Below are 17,322 nucleotides of genomic sequence, written 5' to 3'. Positions count from 1 at the left end.
ACGGGTCAGTCGCGCTTCCTGGGGATGTTCCAGCGGCGGCGAAGGTGCTCGACGCCCAGGTGGAAGGCGACGATGGTGGGCAGCGTGTAGAAGGCCGAACCCCAGCCCTGGGTGAGGTGGACGTTGACCGCGGCGAAGGCCAGCACCGAACCCAGGGGCCACCAGGTGCGGTGGTTGGAGGCGAGCACCCAGCACGCGGCCCTCAGCAGCAGGGTGCCGAGGTCGTACAGCCTCATCAGCAGGGCGGCGCGGACCAGGCCGAGGCCGTACCGGACGGGGTTCGGGGAGGCCTCGACGGCGGCCTGCCAGTCTTCGGCCTGCCACCGCCGGGCGCGGCCACCGACGCGCAGGGCGAGGCGTAGCGCGAGGAGGCCGCGTGTCCTGTTCCGGAAGGCCGGACTGTCGAGGACGTTGACCGAGACGATGGAGCCACCGACGAACAGGGCCATCCCGGCGAAGGACAGACTGCCTGACAGGTCGCCGCTGTCCAGCCAGACGTAGACGCTGAAGGCGAGGAGAAGAAGGGTGGCGGCGACGGCGATGCCGATGATCATGAGACGTTCGTGGTCGCTGATCTCGGCGGACGCCGAGTCGTCGGAGTCGAACCAGCCCGCCGTGCCGACCGGGTCGTCGATCACCGTCCGGCCCTCCTCGGACTCCAGGACCACAGCGAGGTACGGCCCCGCCGAAGGGCGGCGTACTCCTGGCGGCCGGTGCCGGACAGGGTGTAGAGACGGCGCCGGGGCCGGCCCTCGGGGACATCCGCCTCCCAGGAGCCGGTGATCCACCCGGCCTTCTCCAGCCGTTCGAGAAAGGGATAGACCGTGCCGGGGCCGAGCCCGGTCTCCTCGGTGACGCGGTATCCCCACAGCGGGTCGTCGGGATCGGTGGCCAGGAACAGATCAAGGACAAGTCGTGTGGTGGTGGTCAATCGGATCTTCGGTGGCGGATCGATCATCGGGCACCCCCATATTGATGACGATACGTCCGCTGTGTCCCATGCGTGGAGGACGTCCGGGGCCGGGAACGGACCGCGAAGGATTTGTCAGCGAGAGATCGGCAGAAGACCGTTCCCGTCACCTCACGTCGTCCCCGGACGTAGTTGGACTGGGGGACACGCACTCGGTGCGGTAGCCGTAGAGCCACGCGTCCGCCTGCGGGCTGGGATGTTCGACGCGGTAGGAGAAGGCGTACCGGCCGTCTCCGCCACTGCGGTGCTACCAGGCGGTTCCACCCGTTCCGGCGTGTTCACCGCCGACGACGAACCGGTGATGCTCTCCACAGGCTGGGAACCCTTCGCCCTGGTCAAGGGGACGCCCATCGGCTGACATCGTGATCCCCGTGGACCGGTACCCGGTGAGCTACGGCACAGCGATCGACGAAACACCGCAGGCCTGAGACATCCCACGGCGCGTTCACCGGTGCCCTCCTGTCCAAGAGCTTCCTGGGCTTCCTGGGCTCCTGCGGCCCTGCCGTACGTCCACATTCACCTGTTCGCCTGTGGACAACGGTGTCGGTCGAGCGACACGGGAGCGATCGGCGGTACGGCTCCGGGGTCGCCGCTCTGGCCGGTTCGTGGGGCGCCCGGCGGTCCGGGGCGCAGGCCGCCGCCGTCGGGAACGGAGGCCGAATGACGGCCCATCTGAATGGCCGCCCTGACGTCCCGGCACAACGGTAATCGCATGCGGCACGCCGTCGGCGAATAGGTGAATTGGCGGGGAAAGCCGGTTCGGGGTTTCTCGACAGTAATCTGAAAAGGTCGCGGACCGTATGTTGTGGCCACACGGGTTTTCGATGCGTCGGGTTCCGGTTTGCGATCGTGAACTTGGGCCGCCCTGAAGTGAAAAAAGGCATTGTCAAGATTCAAGTGCACAGCAGGGTTGCCGCGGGCGGGAGGCCTGGGAACCACACCCGCCACGGGGCATCCGTAGATGCAGTAGAGAGGCTAATCGCGCAGCTCTCCCGGGCGGGACCGCCTCGGTGGCTTTTGGCGCCGCCCTGCTCGCCGCCAACGCTGATTACAACGGTGGCTGCGCCATTGCCCACTGTCAGGGCTCCGGTACCGGCTGGTGTGACGGCACCGGGCCGCAGAAATACCAGATCGGCGTCAAGTGTGGGAACAACGTCTGGTACTGGAGCGCCGGAGCGAAGGCCTTCGGTGACCGGACCGGCCTGAGTGCCTACTGCCCGAGTGGGTACGCCTCCCTCAACCACGGCTGGCGCCGGTACTGACATTCACTTGTCGCGGTTGGCCGATACGTCGGCCAACCGCGGCGTTTTCGTTCAGTATGGAGCGCATGCGATCAAGAGCCGAAGATGAAAGCGTGCGGACAGAGCCGTCCTTGGGCCTCTCCGGCGGTTCCCCGTTTTTTCGCCACCGGGTTTTCGTGGGTTTGATGGTGGTCGTGGGGACCGTCGTGTACGGTACGCTGGGGCTTGTCAAGTTCCACACGTTCCGCGTGGGCGTCTATGATCTGGTGATATTCGATCAGGGCGTCCGTGGCTATGCGAATTTTTCGGAACCTCTGTCGTACGTCAAGGGAAACTGGGAAACCCCGGGTGTTCCGTTCTCCCTGCTGGGGGATCATTTATCTCCGATACTGGTGCTGCTGGCGCCCTTGTACTGGATATATGACGGTCCGGAGACACTGATCGTCGCGCAGGCGATACTTTTCTCCCTGGCCGTGGTGCCCCTCTGGACGTTCGTGCGCCGGACTCTGGGAGTGCCCGCCGCCTATTTCGTGTCCGTCGCCTACCTGATCTCGTGGCCCATCGCGGAGGCGGTTTCGTTCCACTTCCACGAGTACGCTTTCGTCCCTCTCCTGACCGCCCTGGTTTTCGAGAGGATAAGCGCCGGAAAGCTCGCTCAGACGATCCCGTTCCTGGCCCTTGTCCTTGCGGTCAAAGAAGACATGGGAATTTTCGTGGCCGGACTTGGCGTCGGGCTGGCGTTGACGCGTGGAAGGCGTTTGTTCGGGGCCACGCTGTTCGTCTGTGGTGCCCTCTACATGTATCTCGCCACGCATGTGGTGATTCCGTTTTTCGGTGGTCAGGCCGATCGCTACTGGTACTACTCGTTCTGGGGGGCCGATCAGTCGGATGCGATCGTCGGTGTCATCACCCGGCCGCACGATGTGGTGACCACTCTTTTCAGCCCCGGCGTCAAGGCGTGGACCGTGCTGCTCCTCCTGGGGCCGTTGTTCTTTCTGTGCCTGGCCTCGCCGTACATGCTCGCTCCGGGAGCGGTGTTGCTGGCCAGGATGCTGGCCACCGACCCTGGCGCGTCCGGCTGGTGGAGTACCCATTACCACTACAACTCCGCCGTCGTCATGGCACTCGTCTGTGCGGCGGTCGACGGCCTGGCACGTGTTCGGCGTCGTGCGCGTAAGGAGGTGTCGCGCCCTGCCACGCTGTACCTCCCGGCGGGAATGGCGCTCATGATGGTCGGGACAGTGCCGTTCTTCGCGTTGGGGAATCTGTTCTCACCCGCGTGGTACCGAACGCCCGACCGCGTACCCGCCGCCGTCGCGGCGCTGGCCACTGTCCCGGACGGGGTACTGGTCGAGACCGCGAACAGTCTGGGGCCACAGATCTCCGCGAGAACACACGTCGTGGCCTGGGCCGCGAAAACCGCCGAACGGCCCCAGAGAGCGCCGTGGGTCGTCGCCGATCTCGACGAGAGGCAACCCCATTTCGCCTCGGTCGCCGACCAGGCTTCGGATGTGGCGGCTCTGCAGAAACGTGGTTACCGGAAGGTCTTCTCCGAAAAGGGATACGTGGTCCTGTGCGCTCCGGCGGCGTGCCGCTGACGCCACGGGTGCCGATCGCCTGCGCCACCTGGCCGGGCGTCAGCCCGAGGACGGGCGCGGCCTGGGGGAGCAGTGTCTTCAGGTCGGTGAACGAGATGCGGGTGGAGCCGACGAGGGCGAGAGCCGTACCGGGTGGCCCAGAACCGGTCCGGGGCCGCCGCCGAAGAGCGGGAAAGGGCGGTCGGCGCCCACGGTGACGGACGGCAGAAGGCCGTCCGGATCGTCGGGGAGGTCCGGGCGAGGCATCAGGACAGATCGGCCCAAGGGGCCGGTGGAGCTGAGGCGAAGAAGCGGAGGAGGCCGAGAAGCCGGCTGGCCGGAGGGGCGGTCCAGTGGCGTTCGTCCGGGCGCGGGACGGGATCTTTCAGGCGTCCAAGTGCCCAGGTGAGGTGGAACCACAGCACGCGGGCTTCCCAGGTCGGCGCGCTCGTTGAGGTTTCCTGGCCGGTTTGCTGTCGGTAGCCGTCGAGCATGGCCGGGACACCGGCGAGGGGCATCTTGGCGAAGTCGACAGCGGGGTCGGCCCATGCGGCATCACCCCAGTCCACGATGCCGTTGAGCTGGGTCGTCTTCGGGGAGACGAGCAGGTTCTGCGGAGCGATGTCGCCGTGAACCAGGACCATGGGCGGGCTGGTGGGGAGATGGGGAGAGAGCCGGTCGAACCATCCGGTGAGCCAGCGGGCGGTCCCGGCGTCGATCCAGCCGTCCTTGAGGAGGCGGTCGGTGAGCGCCCAGGGGTCTGTGACGTCGTTGTCCACGGGGACGCCGGTAAGGGCCGGCGCGGTGGCCGGGGAGAGCCGGTGCAGTTTGCCCAGCTCTCGCCCCACGTTCCGGAAGAGATGTTCGGTGTCGGCGGCGGGTGGTTCGAGGCGTGCGAGGTCTACTCCCCGCGTTCGGGTGAGCACCATGTAGGGCACGTCCACCACCGAACAGGTGTCATCGAAGGCGACGACTTCCGGAGTGCGCACGCCGACGTGCAGGGCGAGGGGAATGACCGCGGACTCCTTGACCAGGTCCGGGAGGAACCGCTCGGCCCGTGGGACGCGCAGGACCAGGTCGTCTCCGAGAAGGAAGACATGGTTGGCCACCCCCTGCGGGAGGGGCCGCACCTGCTCGGCGCTGATCCCGTGCAGGCCGGCGATGGCGGCCAAGGTCTCGTTGCTCGTCTCGTGTTCCACCATGACGAAGCATGCTGGCACAGACGGCTGGGCGCCGTTTCCCCCCTTTCGACCGCTGACGGCGGCGGGGGCTCACACAAGGCCGGGGTGATCGAAACGCCCGGAACCCTGGACCTCCTGGTCTGATCGATGCCCTGCGATGCGCCCGTTGCGCCCGCTGAGGTCACCCGGTCCCAAGGCGACGCGACAGCGGCGGACCAGGACGAACCTGCTGCCCGACAGGCTTTCAGGCGGCCGGCCAGCAGGTTCGCTCGACGACCCTAGATGACGATCGACCTCGCTCCTGACGTGATCAACATGCCTGACAACCCTTGGATACCGGTCAGGCGTGTTCCCCGGACCCTCACATGCCCTACATGTCTGACCGCCGAGAGTCACTCAAGACAACGGTGCCCCCGGCACGCGAGCCGGGGAGTCTGAGGGCGGCCAGGACGGCTGTCAGCATGACGGCGCCCAGGACGTGGACGGCGACGCGCATTCCCTCGGCGGAGGTGGCGGCCAGGGCCTGCCCTTCGATGTCACGGTTGGCGACGGCCACAAGCACCGCCAGGCCCACGGCGGTTCCCACCTGCAGCGCGGTTGAGGCGACCCCGGAGGCCAGGCCCTGTTCGTCCGCCGGGACGCCGGTGCCCGCGGCGATCCACATGGCCTCGTAGGTGACGCCCATGCCCAGGCCGATGACGACGACCCCGGCCAGGACGGTGAGGAAGGATCCGCCCACGTGCATGCCGGGGGCCAGGAGCACGGCGCCCACGGCGTTGAGGACGATGCCGACGACCAGCGTGTTCCGGGTGCCGAACCGGTGGATCAGCCGCTCGCTGAGGAAGTTGCCCGCGGTGATCGACAGCGTCGGGCCGAGGAATGCCAGCCCGGTCTCCAGGGCGCTGAAGCCAAGGACGTTCTGGAAGTACAGCGTCAGGAAGTACGGCACGGCCTGCATCGTCAACCCGAAGACGAGGATGACCACGACCCCTCCGCTGAACGCGCGGTTGTGGAACAGCCGCAGCGGCATCAGCGGTGTCCGGCCGCGGGCCTGGACGCGCAGGAACACGACCAGCAGGACCACCGCGAGAGCGGCCGCGGCGATCACCTCGGTCCGTCCCCAGCCGACCTCGGAGCCGTGTGCCACCGCGAAGATCAACAGCGTGACGCCCGCGGTACCGGTCAGGGTTCCCGGAACGTCGACGCCTCCTCTGGTGACACGGCCGTCGGAGGGCAGCAGGGCGAAGGCGGCGACGGCCCCCACGGTGGCCAGCGGGACGTTGACGTAGAACACGGCCTGCCAGCCCAGCGCCTGGGTGAGCACCCCGCCGACCAGCGCGCCCACGGTGAGCCCGCCTGCGCCCGCCATGGCCCAGACCGTCAGGGCGCGGTTGCGTTCCCTGCCCTCGGCGAAGGTGGTGTTGACCAGGGCCAGCACCGCGGGGAACAGCACCGCGCCGGCGAGGCCCTGCAAGGCGCGCGCGGTGAGCAGTACCGCCGGGGTCGTGGCCAGGCCGCCCAGTACGGAGGCCACGCCGTACAGCGCCATGCCGAGCACGAACATCCGCCGACGCCCGATCAGGTCGGACAGCCGGCCGCCGAACAGCAGGAAGCCTCCGTAGAGGACGGCGTACGCGGTGATCACCCATTGCAGGGTGTGCGGTGTGAAGCCGACGTCGGTCGCGATGTCGGGCAGAGCCACATAGATGATGGTGAAGTCGAGACTGATGATCAGATGCCCGAGCGCGAGCAGCGCGAGGCTCCGCCCCGGCCGTCGGCTGCGGGGCGGGGACTGGGTCGTGGACATGGGTGTGCCTTTCGTCCGTGTGCGGTTCGGTGGCCTGTCATGGCTGCACCGGGACCGGCGGACACTTGTTGGCACACCCTCTGAGGGCGCTGGGGTGGGCGGCGCCCGGACTTGGCCCGTCCGGTCCGGTCATCGCCCCTCCCCTCTTCACGTGCGCTGCGCTGTCTGGCACGACTATGCCGCTCGCCGTGTTCCACGGCATCGGACGCCCGGTCGGCGCGATCCGGGACCTTGGACCTAGGACCTGTTTTGTGGACCTTCCGCTCCGAACGACCCGAGCCCTGGAGGGCTTGCCTGGGTGATCCCGTCTGCCGTCCGGTGCGGCGACGGTCGCGTGTGATGTTCCTTTGATGTTCTGGGGTGTTCACGGCGGGACGGGGCCTTGGGCGGTGGCTGCTCGGCTCAGGTGGTGGCGGGCTCGGGGCGGCCCAGGGGGCCGGCGAGGTAGTGCTGGACGGTGGGGGCGACGGCGGCGAGGAGGACGGGCAGGTCGCGGTCGGCCAGGGCCGGGAGCCGGAGCAGGTGGCGGCCCAGCGCGATGCCGAACAGGTGGTTGAGCGCCAGGGCCAGGCGCAGGTCCGGGTCGTCGCCGGGCAGCAGGGAGAGGACGTCTTCGGGCAGGGCGGCGGTGAGCTGCGCGCGCAGCTGCTCGCGGGCGCCTTCGTGGGCGAAGGCCGACGTCACCGTGGCGCTCAGGGACCCGGCCAGGCCGGGGTCCTCCCACAGCGACAGGTAGGCGAGGGTCAGGCGCTCGCCGAGCTCTCCGACGGGCCCGTCGAAGGCCCCCCGGACCTGCTGGACCGCCTGGCCGGGCAGCTGGAGGGTGGCGGCGAACAGGCCGTCCTTGTTGCCGAAGTAGTGGGCCAGCAGCGCGACGTCGACCCCCGCCGCCGCGGCGATCGACCGCATGGTCGCCCCCCGGAACCCCTTGGCCGCGAACTCGTGCCTGGCCGCGGCCAGGATGCGGTCCCGGTTACGGCCGTCGCCGCCGGGCGGCCGCCCGGGACGCTCGGAGTCCTTCTCGCCCATGTCAGGCACTCTATCCGATATCAACAGCTGTTGACATCAACAAGTGTTGAAATACAGTGTGGTGGTCCGGATCCCGATGGGCGACCCGCGTCCGGCAGCGGATCCGCACCGAGAACCCCTGGAAGGCACCCCGCGCATGTTCTCCACATTCGATCTTGAATTCGCCTGGATCGGCCTCGGAGCCGCGATCGTCCTGACGGCCGCCCTCCTGACGACCGATGCGCTGCGCGGCGGCCGCGCCCTGCCCCGGTGGAAGGACCCGACCTGGCTGGGCTGGGTCGCCGTCGTCGTGTACCTGTTCCACAACATCGAGGAGTACGGCATCGCCGCCGACGGCGCCCACCACGCCTTCCCCGACTTCCTGTGCACCACGCTCAACCGGGGCGCCTATCCGGAATGCCCGATCCCGACAGAGTTCTATCTGTTCGTCAACATCGGATTGGTCTGGGTCGTGGCGGTGATCTGCGCCCTGCTCGCCGGCAAGTACGTGATGATGGGGTTCGCGTTCTACAGCATCGTCATCGTCAACTGCTTCGTCCACATCGTCCCCGCCCTCGCCACCGGTACGTACAACCCGGGGCTGCTCACCGCGGTCGTGATGTTCCTGCCCGCCTCGGCCTGGATGATCGGCGTCTTCCTCAAGCACCAGGACCCGCCGCTCGGCAAGTGGCGCCTGCTCGGCATCGTCGGCATCGGTGTGGCCGCCCACGGCGCCCTGCTGCTCACGATCAACCTGTTCCTGAACGACGTCATCTCCGGACCCGTCCTCGACCTGCTGCAGCTCCTCAACGCAGGCCTCGTCCTGCTGGTCGGCGCCCTCCTCCAAAGGTCCCTGCCCCCGGCACACGCCGCGACGGCGAAGACCGGCACCCAAGCCGCCCGCTGAACGACGCGAGACCTTTCCGCAATCCTCGCCCTGACCGTCCGCGAGGTCGAGCCGTACGTCGAGGTCACCGGGGTCGTCGCCGACGTCTTCGGCCTGAGCGGTCTCCTCTGCCATCGAGAATGGCAGTTTTGCCGTCTGGTGTGGCGATAATCGCGCGTGATACTTCTTTGGTTGATAAGCGACCAGGAGCTCTCCGGCCATAATGCCGAATATATTCATGGTTTCGGTTCTTCAAGTGGCCGGATGCAATCAGGCGCAGAGTCGGGCCTGAAACTGGATAAGGCGGAAACAAAGGCCTTGGCCGGAATTCTGGCGCATGGCAGGACTGCCGCGGGCGGGAGGCCTGGAAAACACACCCGCCCACGGAAACATCCGTAGACGTATTAGGGAGGTTACTATGCGGACACGCATACGCGCAGCTCTCCTGGGCGGGATCGTCTCGGCGGCCTTCGGTGCCGCCCTGCTCACCGCCCCCGCCGCCAATGCCGACTGGAACGGTACCTGTGCCATTTCCTACTACCAGCAGTCCGGAACCGGCCATGCCACCGGCTGGTGCGGCGGCACCGGACCGGAGAAATACCAGATCGGCGTCAAGTGCGCGAACGGTCTCTGGTACTGGAGCCTTTTCGCGAAGGACTTCGGCGACACCACCGGCCTGACCGCCGACTGTCCGACCGGATACGCCGCCGTCGGTTACGACTGGCGTCGTTTCTGACATTTCCGGGAACCAAGGGTCCCGGGCCGTTTCTGAGAGGGGGCTGAGACCCTCTGAGAGGAGGCTGAGAGCGACCTAAAGGTCAGTGTCCCGTCTCGTCATACTCCAGTACATGTCGATTCCAGAGGCGGCGTCCGTGGGGCCGAGGTGGCGTGCCGTACGGCAGGGCGCCGGATACTGCGCGGCCGGGACGATGTCGTTGTATCTGCTGGTCAAGGTGATCTGGGTGGCGAGGCTGCTGCTCGGCGGCGGTTCGTGGGAGGCCGAGACGCAGGTGGCCGACTGGGCGCTGCTCAACGCGTTGACCGTGGTGATGGCGGCGGCCGGGGTGGCGCTCGGGCTGTCACTGGCCCGGCCCTGGGGAATGCGGATCCCGGCGCCGTTGCTGCTGCTCCCCGCCTGGACGGCCGCGGGTTTCCTGGTGCCGATGCTGCCCTACATGGTGGTGAGCGCTCTGCTCGGTGACGGGAACACCGAGGAGGGAGCACGTGCCGTGAGCGTCGCCGAGCCTGCGGCGGCCGGATGGGAGATGGCGTTCCTGGCCGTCGGTTTCGCCGGGATGGGGCTGGGCCTGGCCGTCGGACTGCCGATCTATCTGCGGGAACGGTGGCCCTGGGCGTTCCTGGGCCGGGTCGGCGACCTCCCCCGGGTCCGTCCCACCTGGCGGGCGAACGCCGTACGGGCGGCACTTGCCGTCGCGGCGGGCTTGGGGGTGATGTGGTCGTTCTGGGCGGTCGGCGGCACCGTGGGGCTCCGCGCCGACCTCGGTCTGAACGGCCGGTTGCTCGCCGCCACCTCCGGTGTGTGGGCGTTCGCCGCGGCGGGAGGCGTCTGTGTGCTGACCGCCCGGGTGGCCAGGCGGCTGCCCGTGTGGTTCCCGATGGCGGTGGCCTTCGCCGGATCGGGCTTCCTGACCGCGTGGAGCGGCTGGAAGCTGGGCATCTCCGCCTTCGGTCCCGACGGCTTCGCGCCCCGGGAACACCTTCCCGTCGCGTTCGCCGGGAACGTCCTGGCGGTCGCCGCCGGGGTCGTCATGGTGGGCGCCGTGCTCCAGGTGTACCGGTCCCGGGCCGGAGCTCAGCGGGCGTCGTAGTCGTCGCGGTTCGCGAGAACCTCGGCCATGTGTGTCTGCGCCCAGCTTCTGAGCCCGCGCGTCATGTGGTGGAGCGAGCAACCGAGGTCGGTCAGCTCGTAGGAGACGGTGACGGGGACGGTCGGCGTCACGGTGCGGGTGAGCAGGCCGTCGCGCTCCAGTGACCGCAGCGTCTGGGTCAGCATCTTCTGGCTGACCCCGGCCAGAAGCCGGGCGATCTCGGAGTAACGCATCACCCTACCGGGGCCGTCGTCACCGCCCAGCGCGCACAGGATCAGGACGACCCACTTGTCCGAGATCCGGGCGAGCAGTTGCCGGCTGGGGCACTCCGCCAGGAACGCGTCGTACTCCACCTTGGCCTGGGTCGCCTTCGTCGTCACTGGTCGCACCTCTCACCGGCGGACGGGTTACACGCTCCAAAGTACCTACTTCCCCATGGGAAGTTTCTCTCCGATGCCGATGCCGATGCCGATGCCGATGCCGATGCGGGCGCCGCCTTGGGCGCACGACGAGAGGCGTCACGATGAGTACACCCGGTGGCTCCTGGACCCGGGTGACCTGGCCGAACCGGACGGCATCGGCCGCTGGACGGCCTTCAGGAGGATGCCTCGTCGCCGATGGCGCGGAGGACCTCGGAGAGCCAGACGAACCCGTATCCCACGACGCGGTCGGGATCGGAGAGCATGTCGTCCAGGTAGCCCCACGAATCGGACAGCGCGCCGATTGCGAGGTCTCGCGGCTCGTCGTAGGCCTGGTCCCGGGATACAGACAGAACTCCTCCGCGTCGATCTCCACCACCTGCCCGCCGGCGTTGATCCGTTCCATGAGCAGGTCGAAGACGCCTTTGAGCTTCTCCACGGGGATCTCGACCATCAGCGTCCTTCCTGAGGCACCTGGCGTTTCCCTCGATTGTTCGCCGATCCGGTCTCGCCCTCCTGGCGGAGCCGCCCGTCGCCGGTCGGCGGCCCTGGGAACGGTCACGCCTCCGAGCCCGGCGGTCCCACGCGATCCGTTGTGAGTCAGTTGCCCAACTCAGATTGGACAAGCAAGAGGCGGTCCGCTAGCTTTGTTTTCAGTTGGTCAACTAACTAACAAAGCGGCGAAGCGATTCGTCATCCTGGAACGGGGAGAGTCATGATCGTTGTTACGGGTGCCACCGGGAACGTCGGCCGTGCGCTGGTGCGGGAGCTCATTGAGGCCGGGCAGCAGGTGACGGCGGTGGCCCGCCGGATCGAGGCGGCCGACGTCCCGGCCGGGGTTCGCGCCGTGGCCGCGGACCTGGGAGATGCCGACAGTCTTTCCGGCGCGCTTGCCGGTGCCAAGGCGCTGTTCCTGCTGGTCGCCGGGGAGGACCCGGCCGGGGTGCTGGCGAGGGCGAAGGCCGCAGGGGTGGCCAGGGTGGTGCTGCTGTCCTCCCAGGGGGTGGGCACCCGGCCCGGCGGCGCCTACGCGCACGCCGCCGGTTTCGAGCAGGCCGCGGCCGCCTCCGGGCTGGAGTTCACGGTGCTGCGTTCGGGCGGAATGGCCTCCAACGCGTTCGCCTGGGCCGAGCCGATCCGCGCGCACCGGACCGCCGCCGCCCCGTTCGCCGAGGTCGGGCTGCCGTTCGTCGACCCCGACGACGTCGCGGCGGTGGCCGCCGCCGTACTGACCGGTGACGGGCACGACGGCGCGACCTATGTGCTCACCGGCCCGGCGCCGACCACGCCGAGGCAGCGGGCCGAGGCGATCGGGCGGGCGATCGGCGAGCCGGTGACGTTCGCCGAGCAGACCCGCGAGCAGGCGCACGCGCAGATGTCGGCGTTCATGCCCGCCCCGGTGGTGGAGGGCACGCTGTCCATCCTCGGCGAGCCAACCGAGGCCGAGCAGGCGGTCAGCCCCGACGTGGAGCGCGTCCTCGGCCGTCCGGCCACGCCGTTCGCCGACTGGGCGACGCGCAACGCCGCCGTGTTCCGCTGACCGGCCCCCGCGTCGTTTACGAAACCGGAGTTGCGTAATTGGGGGGTGGAGGAGTAGCTTTTATTTCGCAACAAGGGTTTCGTAAATGAGGGGGTCGCGATGGCGCCGCGCGGACGACCGCGTGACACGCAGGTGGACGAACGGGTGCTCCGGATCGCCGCCGCGCTGATCTTCGAGCGCGGTTACGCCGGGCTGTCCGTCGACGAGGTGGCCGAGCAGGCGGGCGTGGCCAAGACCACGCTGTACCGCCGCTGGCCGACCAAGGACCACCTGGCCGTCGCGGTGGTGGCCCGGCTGCAGGCCGACGACGAGATCACCGACACCGGGGACATCCGGACCGACCTCGTCGACTACCTGGAGAAGATCGCCGCCGGGCTCAACCGGATGCGTGCCGCGGGTGGCAACAGGGGCCCGTCCGCGGGAGCCGTCGGCGAACTCGTGGGCGCCACGGCCAGGCACGAGGACATCGGCCGGTTGGGCCGCGAGCAGTACGCCAGACGCAACGCCATCGCGCTCGCCCTGATCGAGCGCGCCCGGCTACGCGGCGAACTGCGCGCCGACCTCGACGCCGAGGCGCTGTTCGACCAGCTCGCGGGAGCCCTCTACTACCGAGTAATGATCACCGGCGCACCGATCGACCGGTCCTACGCGGAACGGCTCGTCTCCTGCGCGCTCGAAGGGAACATGACATGTCGCTGATCGCGGAAACCGCCGTCGTCCGAGAGGTCGACGCCGAGACCATCGTCTCGGCCACCGCCACCGGACGGCTGCTGCTCGACTCCAGCGACACCGGCGGCGCGCTGAGCACCCTCAGGATGACTCTCACCGAGGGCGCGGACGGCGCCGTGCCCCACCACCACACCACCTCGACCGAGCTGTTCTACATCCTGGACGGCAAGGCCCGCATCCTGGCGGGCGAGGAGATCGTGACGCTGGGGGCGGGTGACGTGGCGGCCGTGCCCCCGATGACGCCGCACGCCTTCGCCGCCGCTCCCGGCCACACCGCCGACCTCCTCATCGTCGTCGCCCCGGGCATCCAGCGCTTCGAGTACTTCCGGCTGCTCGACCGGCTGCGCAGGGGAGAGGCCACGCTTGAGGAACTGCTGGCCTCCCAGGAGCTGTACGACAACCACTTCCTCGACAGCCCGGTCTGGACCCGTGACCGCCAGGCGTCCACCAACGGTGGAGGAGGGCTCTGATGCTCACGAAGATCGGTACCGTCCTCGCCGTCGTCGGCGCCCTGTTCATCGGCTACATCGGGGTGAGCTACCTTGTCGCACCCCAGTCCATGGCGCCCGACTTCGGCCTGCCGAGCTGGCCGCAGGGCGAAGGAGCCGGCTTCCTCGCGGTCAAGGGGATCCGGGACGTGGTCTCCGGCCTGGTGATCCTCGCGATCACCCTGACCGGCAACCGCCGAGTCCTGGGGTGGGCCATGCTGGCCATCGCGCTCACTCCGGTCGGTGACATGCTCCTCGTGCTGCTCTCCGGTGGAACGCCCGCGATCGCCTTCGGCGTGCACGGCGCGACCGCGGCCATGGTCGCCCTCACCGGAGGTCTCCTGCTGAGCGGCCCCCGCCCCAAGCCCGCCACGTCCTTCACGACCCCGCTGGTCTCGTGATCCTCGCTACCGGCCGGGCCGGGTGAACGCCCCTCGTGAGGCCACGGCCTCACGAGGGGCGGGCGAGGTAGGCCGTCTTGGCGTCGGAGGAGAAACCGCACGCCCGGTAGAACGCGTGGGTGGCGGGCCTGCTCGACCCCGTCAGCAGCATCACCTTGTAACAGCCCGCGTCCCAGGCGGCCCGAAGCGTACCGGCCATGACCTGTTTGCCCAGCCCCGTGCCCCGCAGGCTCTCCTCGACCACGACGTTCTCGATGACGGCGTACGGCGACGCGGAGCGGGTGAGATTCGGGATCACGTTCAGATACGCCGTGGCGACCACGGCCCCCTCGGCTTCGAGTACGAACAGATGCAGGCCGGGCGAGTCCAGGATCCGCGTGAAGGTCACTACGTCGGACCCGTCACTCAGGACCGGGTCCTTCGGCTGCAACTGCCGATAGAGACGCATGACACCGGCGAAGTCATCGGGCACGGCCTCACGGAAGACGATCACGGCCGCAGACTAACGCTTCCGTACTCGCTTGTCGGCATAGGGGAAGGGGCGAGCGGTCTGTACCGGCCGCCCCTCGTGCGCACGTGTAGGACGGGCGCCCCGGCCCGGAACCTCCTGGCCGGATCAGGTCTTCCAGTCCGAGCAGGCATAGCCCCATCCGGGCTTCAGCTCGCAGACCTGGATCTTCCAGACGTCCTTGGAGAGGTTCGCGCTCAGGCCGGGCCCCGGGCCGGTGGTGAGCGTTCCGCCGCCTCCGTCACCGGCGCCGAATCGGCATCGAGACCCGCTGTCCATATCCGGCCATATCCGTCTATTGCCGACAGTTGGGTGGCCGGGAGGCTCCCCAGGCGGAGCGGTCACTTCTTCCTGGGGAAGGCGGGGCCGCGGGTGATGACGGCGACGGCGACGAGGGCGAGCCCCGACAGGCCCTGGAGCACGGCGTACCACGCGGGGCAGAGGCCGGGGATCAGGTCGACGCCGATGATCGCGATCGGCATGACGACGGACAGGGTGCGCACCCGGTCGAAGGCCTTGGCGGACCCCTCCTCGGCCCGGACGACCATCCGGTGGAGCATCGGGGCGATCGCGAGCATGACGACCGCCCGGACCCACATGAACGAGGTCGCCTCGCCGCCGATGAGGGCCATCACGGCGACCGTTCCCAGGACGACGGCGCTGATGGCACCGAAGAGCAGGACGTACTTCCTCGCCGCCGCGAAGGCCTCCTGGGCGCGGGCGTCGCCGGTGCTCGTCATCTCGTTCATGGGTCCTTCTCCTCCGTGTCGCTGTGGTGACGACGCTACGGAGATCCCGACCGGCCCAGTATGAGGGTGGCCGTACGGAAGGGTGGGGCTAGACCCACTCCCGAGCGGGCCGTCGTTCGGCCGCCCGTGTCGGTGTCCGTGCCGAGGGTTTCCACAGCCGACGCCTTGGGTCACCGGTCCTTCTCGGTGAGTGCCGATCGGTCGGATCAGTTGTACCGAATGCCGGAAAGATTCAAGACATCTCGGTTTCAGGGAGAAAACACGCACCAGGTCCGAGGTCGCCGAGGGCGTTGATCCTGCCGGACTTCGGCCGATAAATCATCAAAAAGTCGGCAATCCTGCCAAAAGGTAGGTAAGCTGATCATGTACCGAAGAAGCTGCCGGTCGAATCCCGTCACAGGGGGAGATCGGCAGCTTTCTTGTTTTCCCGAGGTCTCCGTACGGAGAGGACGCATGGCCGGAACTCTGAGCAGAAGGAAGTCGCCGGCGGCGTTCCGGGCCCCGGAGAAGAGGCTGAGCAGGGCACCTCTTCTTGTCCTCACCGTTCTTTCCGCCGTGTTCTACTCCGCGTACTCCCTCATATCGTTCGCCAGGTTCCGGGCGAGCGCCTACGATTTGGTGATCTTCGATCAGGCGGTGCGTTCGTATTCGCACCTGGGGCCGCCGGTGGCCATGGTGAAAGGTGTCCACAACGGCTTCGGCGACCAGTTCTCGATATTGGGGGACCACTGGTCGCCCATCCTGGCCCTGCTTTCCCCGTTCTACTGGGTGCACGACGGTCCGGAGACCCTGCTCGTCCTGCAGGCGATACTTCTGGCGTCGGCGATACCGTTTCTCTGGAGATACGCCTTCAGGGCGTTCGGCGCCGGTCCTGTGGTCTCCAAGTACGGTGCCGAGCGCATGGCGTACTGCGTCGCCGTCGCCTATGCGATCTCCTGGCCCGTCGCGGAGGCCGTCGCCTTCGACTTCCACGAGGTCGCCTTCGTCCCGCTGCTGACGGCCGTTCTCCTTGAGCGCCACCAGGCGGGCAGGAGATGGCACGTCCTGCTGGCCGCCTTCCTGATCCTGCAGGTCAAGGAGGACATGGGGCTTCTCGTGGCCGGTGTGGGACTGTTCTTCATCACCAGGAAGGGGGACCGCGTCCTCGGAGCGCTCTTCGTGCTGGTCGGCGCGGTGGCGGCCTGTCTGTGCACCCAGGTCCTCATCCCGCACTTCGGCGGCCGGGCGGACTACTACTGGGCCTACTCGGGGCTGGGCCGTGATTTCAGAGAGGCCGCGCTGCGTGCTTTGACGCATCCGTTCGACGCCGTCTCCCTGCTCGCCACGCCTCCCGTCAAGATCCAGACCGTGGTTCTGCTCCTCGCCCCGCTCCTTTTCGCCTCGGTCATGTCGCCCGTCACCGTCGCCGCCGTTCCGTTGCTGATGGAGCGAATGCTCTCAAGCTCTTTCCCGAACTGGTGGGAGCCGAAATACCACTACAACGCCTTCATCGTGATGGTGGTGTTCATCGGGGGAGTCGACGGATATCGAAGAATGGCGGCCCGCATACGATCCCGGACGTCACCGGAGCCGGACGCGAAGAACCCAGGACGGCTTCTCCGCGTCGTTCGAGGATGGCCTTCACTGGTCCTTCTGGTCAGTGTCGTGATGATTCCCTTCTTCGCGTTCGGAAGGTTCTTCAGCGTGGGTTTCCACGCCTCGACGACCCGGACGGAGGCGGCTGCCGCAGCCGTTGCCGTCGTTCCCGATAACGCCCTGGTCGAAGCCGCGAACAATGTCGCCCCCGCCCTCTCAAGCCGGACCAGGACGTTGTTGTGGGACAGAACCGTACGCTGGGCCCCCTGGGTGGTCGCGGACGTCGGAAAGCACGCCTTCCCGTTCCCGTCACTCGACGAGCAGACCGCACGGGTCGACCTCCTGCTCAGGAACGACTACCGGGTCGTCTTCTCGTCGGACGGCTATGTGGTGCTCTCCCGGGTCCGGAGCTGA

20 protein-coding genes are annotated in these 17,322 nt (G+C 68.1%); 11 read left to right on the top strand and 9 right to left on the bottom strand.

Features of this window, described 5'->3' with window-relative positions; genetic code table 11:
• Positions 1–5: 5 nt before the first annotated feature.
• Together ABZ463_RS33285 and ABZ463_RS33280 are read right to left on the bottom strand one after the other, a co-directional pair.
• A complete protein-coding gene (locus ABZ463_RS33285; RefSeq protein WP_362782220.1) occupies positions 6–638 on the bottom strand; it encodes a hypothetical protein in 633 nt (210 codons plus the stop codon).
• Positions 635–958 (bottom strand): helix-turn-helix transcriptional regulator, encoded by a 324-nt coding sequence (locus ABZ463_RS33280; RefSeq protein WP_352012820.1) that lies wholly within the window; start codon positions 956–958, stop codon positions 635–637. The genes ABZ463_RS33285 and ABZ463_RS33280 overlap by 4 nt, the downstream gene beginning before the upstream one ends.
• Positions 959–1,166: 208 nt before the next feature.
• On the opposite strand from ABZ463_RS33280, the gene ABZ463_RS33275 reads away from it, so the two are divergent.
• The 3 genes from ABZ463_RS33275 to ABZ463_RS33265 all read left to right on the top strand — a co-directional run bounded on the left by ABZ463_RS33275 (position 1,167) and on the right by ABZ463_RS33265 (position 3,809).
• Positions 1,167–1,328 (top strand): hypothetical protein, encoded by a 162-nt coding sequence (locus ABZ463_RS33275; RefSeq protein WP_362782217.1) that lies wholly within the window; start codon positions 1,167–1,169, stop codon positions 1,326–1,328.
• Positions 1,329–1,980: 652 nt separating this feature from the next.
• Positions 1,981–2,232 carry a hypothetical protein gene (locus ABZ463_RS33270; protein ID WP_362782215.1) on the top strand — a complete coding sequence of 84 codons (252 nt, stop codon included), beginning with the start codon at positions 1,981–1,983 and terminating at the stop codon, positions 2,230–2,232.
• A 65-nt stretch (positions 2,233–2,297) separates the two neighbouring features.
• The gene (locus tag ABZ463_RS33265; protein ID WP_362782213.1) at positions 2,298–3,809 is read left to right on the top strand and encodes a DUF2079 domain-containing protein; all 1,512 of its coding nucleotides are present in this window, start codon (positions 2,298–2,300) and stop codon (positions 3,807–3,809) included.
• 245 nt (positions 3,810–4,054) lie between these two features.
• Here the strand turns inward: ABZ463_RS33265 and ABZ463_RS33260 are convergent, their stop codons facing one another.
• The 3 genes from ABZ463_RS33260 to ABZ463_RS33250 form a co-directional block, all read right to left on the bottom strand.
• Entirely contained in the window at positions 4,055–4,990 is a 936-nt protein-coding gene (locus tag ABZ463_RS33260; RefSeq protein WP_362782210.1) for an aminoglycoside phosphotransferase family protein, read from the bottom strand.
• 349 nt (positions 4,991–5,339) lie between these two features.
• Entirely contained in the window at positions 5,340–6,776 is a 1,437-nt protein-coding gene (locus tag ABZ463_RS33255) for an MFS transporter (RefSeq protein ID WP_362782207.1), read from the bottom strand.
• Positions 6,777–7,178: 402 nt separating this feature from the next.
• Complete coding sequence (locus ABZ463_RS33250; protein ID WP_352012825.1) at positions 7,179–7,805, bottom strand: TetR family transcriptional regulator; 627 nt, start codon at positions 7,803–7,805, stop codon at positions 7,179–7,181.
• Positions 7,806–7,941: 136 nt separating this feature from the next.
• Between ABZ463_RS33250 and ABZ463_RS33245 the strand changes: the two genes are divergently transcribed.
• From ABZ463_RS33245 to ABZ463_RS33235, 3 genes are all read left to right on the top strand, one after another.
• Positions 7,942–8,691 carry an HXXEE domain-containing protein gene (locus ABZ463_RS33245; RefSeq protein ID WP_362782204.1) on the top strand — a complete coding sequence of 250 codons (750 nt, stop codon included), beginning with the start codon at positions 7,942–7,944 and terminating at the stop codon, positions 8,689–8,691.
• 397 nt (positions 8,692–9,088) lie between these two features.
• The gene (locus tag ABZ463_RS33240; RefSeq protein WP_362782201.1) at positions 9,089–9,406 is read left to right on the top strand and encodes a hypothetical protein; all 318 of its coding nucleotides are present in this window, start codon (positions 9,089–9,091) and stop codon (positions 9,404–9,406) included.
• A 112-nt stretch (positions 9,407–9,518) separates the two neighbouring features.
• Positions 9,519–10,499: a hypothetical protein gene (locus tag ABZ463_RS33235; protein ID WP_352012829.1), complete on the top strand. Its 981-nt coding sequence runs from the start codon at positions 9,519–9,521 to the stop codon at positions 10,497–10,499.
• Here the strand turns inward: ABZ463_RS33235 and ABZ463_RS33230 are convergent.
• A complete protein-coding gene (locus ABZ463_RS33230; protein WP_362782199.1) occupies positions 10,484–10,879 on the bottom strand; it encodes a helix-turn-helix domain-containing protein in 396 nt (131 codons plus the stop codon). The genes ABZ463_RS33235 and ABZ463_RS33230 overlap by 16 nt on opposite strands.
• 754 nt (positions 10,880–11,633) lie before the next feature.
• Here ABZ463_RS33230 and ABZ463_RS33225 point away from each other — a divergent pair.
• The 4 genes from ABZ463_RS33225 to ABZ463_RS33210 all read left to right on the top strand — a co-directional run bounded on the left by ABZ463_RS33225 (position 11,634) and on the right by ABZ463_RS33210 (position 14,076).
• On the top strand, positions 11,634–12,458 hold the full coding sequence (locus tag ABZ463_RS33225; protein WP_362782197.1) for an NAD(P)H-binding protein: 825 nt from the start codon (positions 11,634–11,636) through the stop codon (positions 12,456–12,458).
• A 99-nt stretch (positions 12,459–12,557) separates the two neighbouring features.
• Positions 12,558–13,157 carry a TetR/AcrR family transcriptional regulator gene (locus ABZ463_RS33220; protein ID WP_362782194.1) on the top strand — a complete coding sequence of 200 codons (600 nt, stop codon included), beginning with the start codon at positions 12,558–12,560 and terminating at the stop codon, positions 13,155–13,157.
• Entirely contained in the window at positions 13,148–13,657 is a 510-nt protein-coding gene (locus ABZ463_RS33215) for a cupin domain-containing protein (RefSeq protein WP_362782190.1), read from the top strand. The genes ABZ463_RS33220 and ABZ463_RS33215 overlap by 10 nt, the downstream gene beginning before the upstream one ends.
• On the top strand, positions 13,657–14,076 hold the full coding sequence (locus tag ABZ463_RS33210) for a DUF4267 domain-containing protein (protein WP_352012835.1): 420 nt from the start codon (positions 13,657–13,659) through the stop codon (positions 14,074–14,076). Before ABZ463_RS33215 ends, ABZ463_RS33210 begins: the two co-directional genes overlap by 1 nt.
• Positions 14,077–14,125: 49 nt before the next feature.
• On the opposite strand, the gene ABZ463_RS33205 is transcribed toward ABZ463_RS33210, so the two are convergent.
• From ABZ463_RS33205 to ABZ463_RS33195, 3 genes are all read right to left on the bottom strand, one after another.
• Complete coding sequence (locus ABZ463_RS33205; protein WP_352012836.1) at positions 14,126–14,569, bottom strand: GNAT family N-acetyltransferase; 444 nt, start codon at positions 14,567–14,569, stop codon at positions 14,126–14,128.
• A 123-nt stretch (positions 14,570–14,692) separates the two neighbouring features.
• Positions 14,693–14,863 (bottom strand): hypothetical protein, encoded by a 171-nt coding sequence (locus ABZ463_RS33200; protein WP_362782186.1) that lies wholly within the window; start codon positions 14,861–14,863, stop codon positions 14,693–14,695.
• Between the two features lie 62 nt (positions 14,864–14,925).
• Positions 14,926–15,333, bottom strand: coding sequence for a hypothetical protein (locus tag ABZ463_RS33195; RefSeq protein WP_362782183.1), 408 nt, complete (start codon positions 15,331–15,333; stop codon positions 14,926–14,928).
• Positions 15,334–15,696: 363 nt separating this feature from the next.
• Here ABZ463_RS33195 and ABZ463_RS33190 point away from each other — a divergent pair, with 363 nt between their 5' ends.
• Positions 15,697–17,322 carry a DUF2079 domain-containing protein gene (locus tag ABZ463_RS33190; RefSeq protein ID WP_362782181.1) on the top strand — a complete coding sequence of 542 codons (1,626 nt, stop codon included), beginning with the start codon at positions 15,697–15,699 and terminating at the stop codon, positions 17,320–17,322.

It is taken from the genome of Streptosporangium sp. NPDC020145 (genome assembly GCF_040631275.1).
Classification (GTDB): Bacteria; Actinomycetota; Actinomycetes; order Streptosporangiales; family Streptosporangiaceae; genus Streptosporangium.
This window is presented reverse-complemented; position numbering and strand designations above follow the sequence as displayed.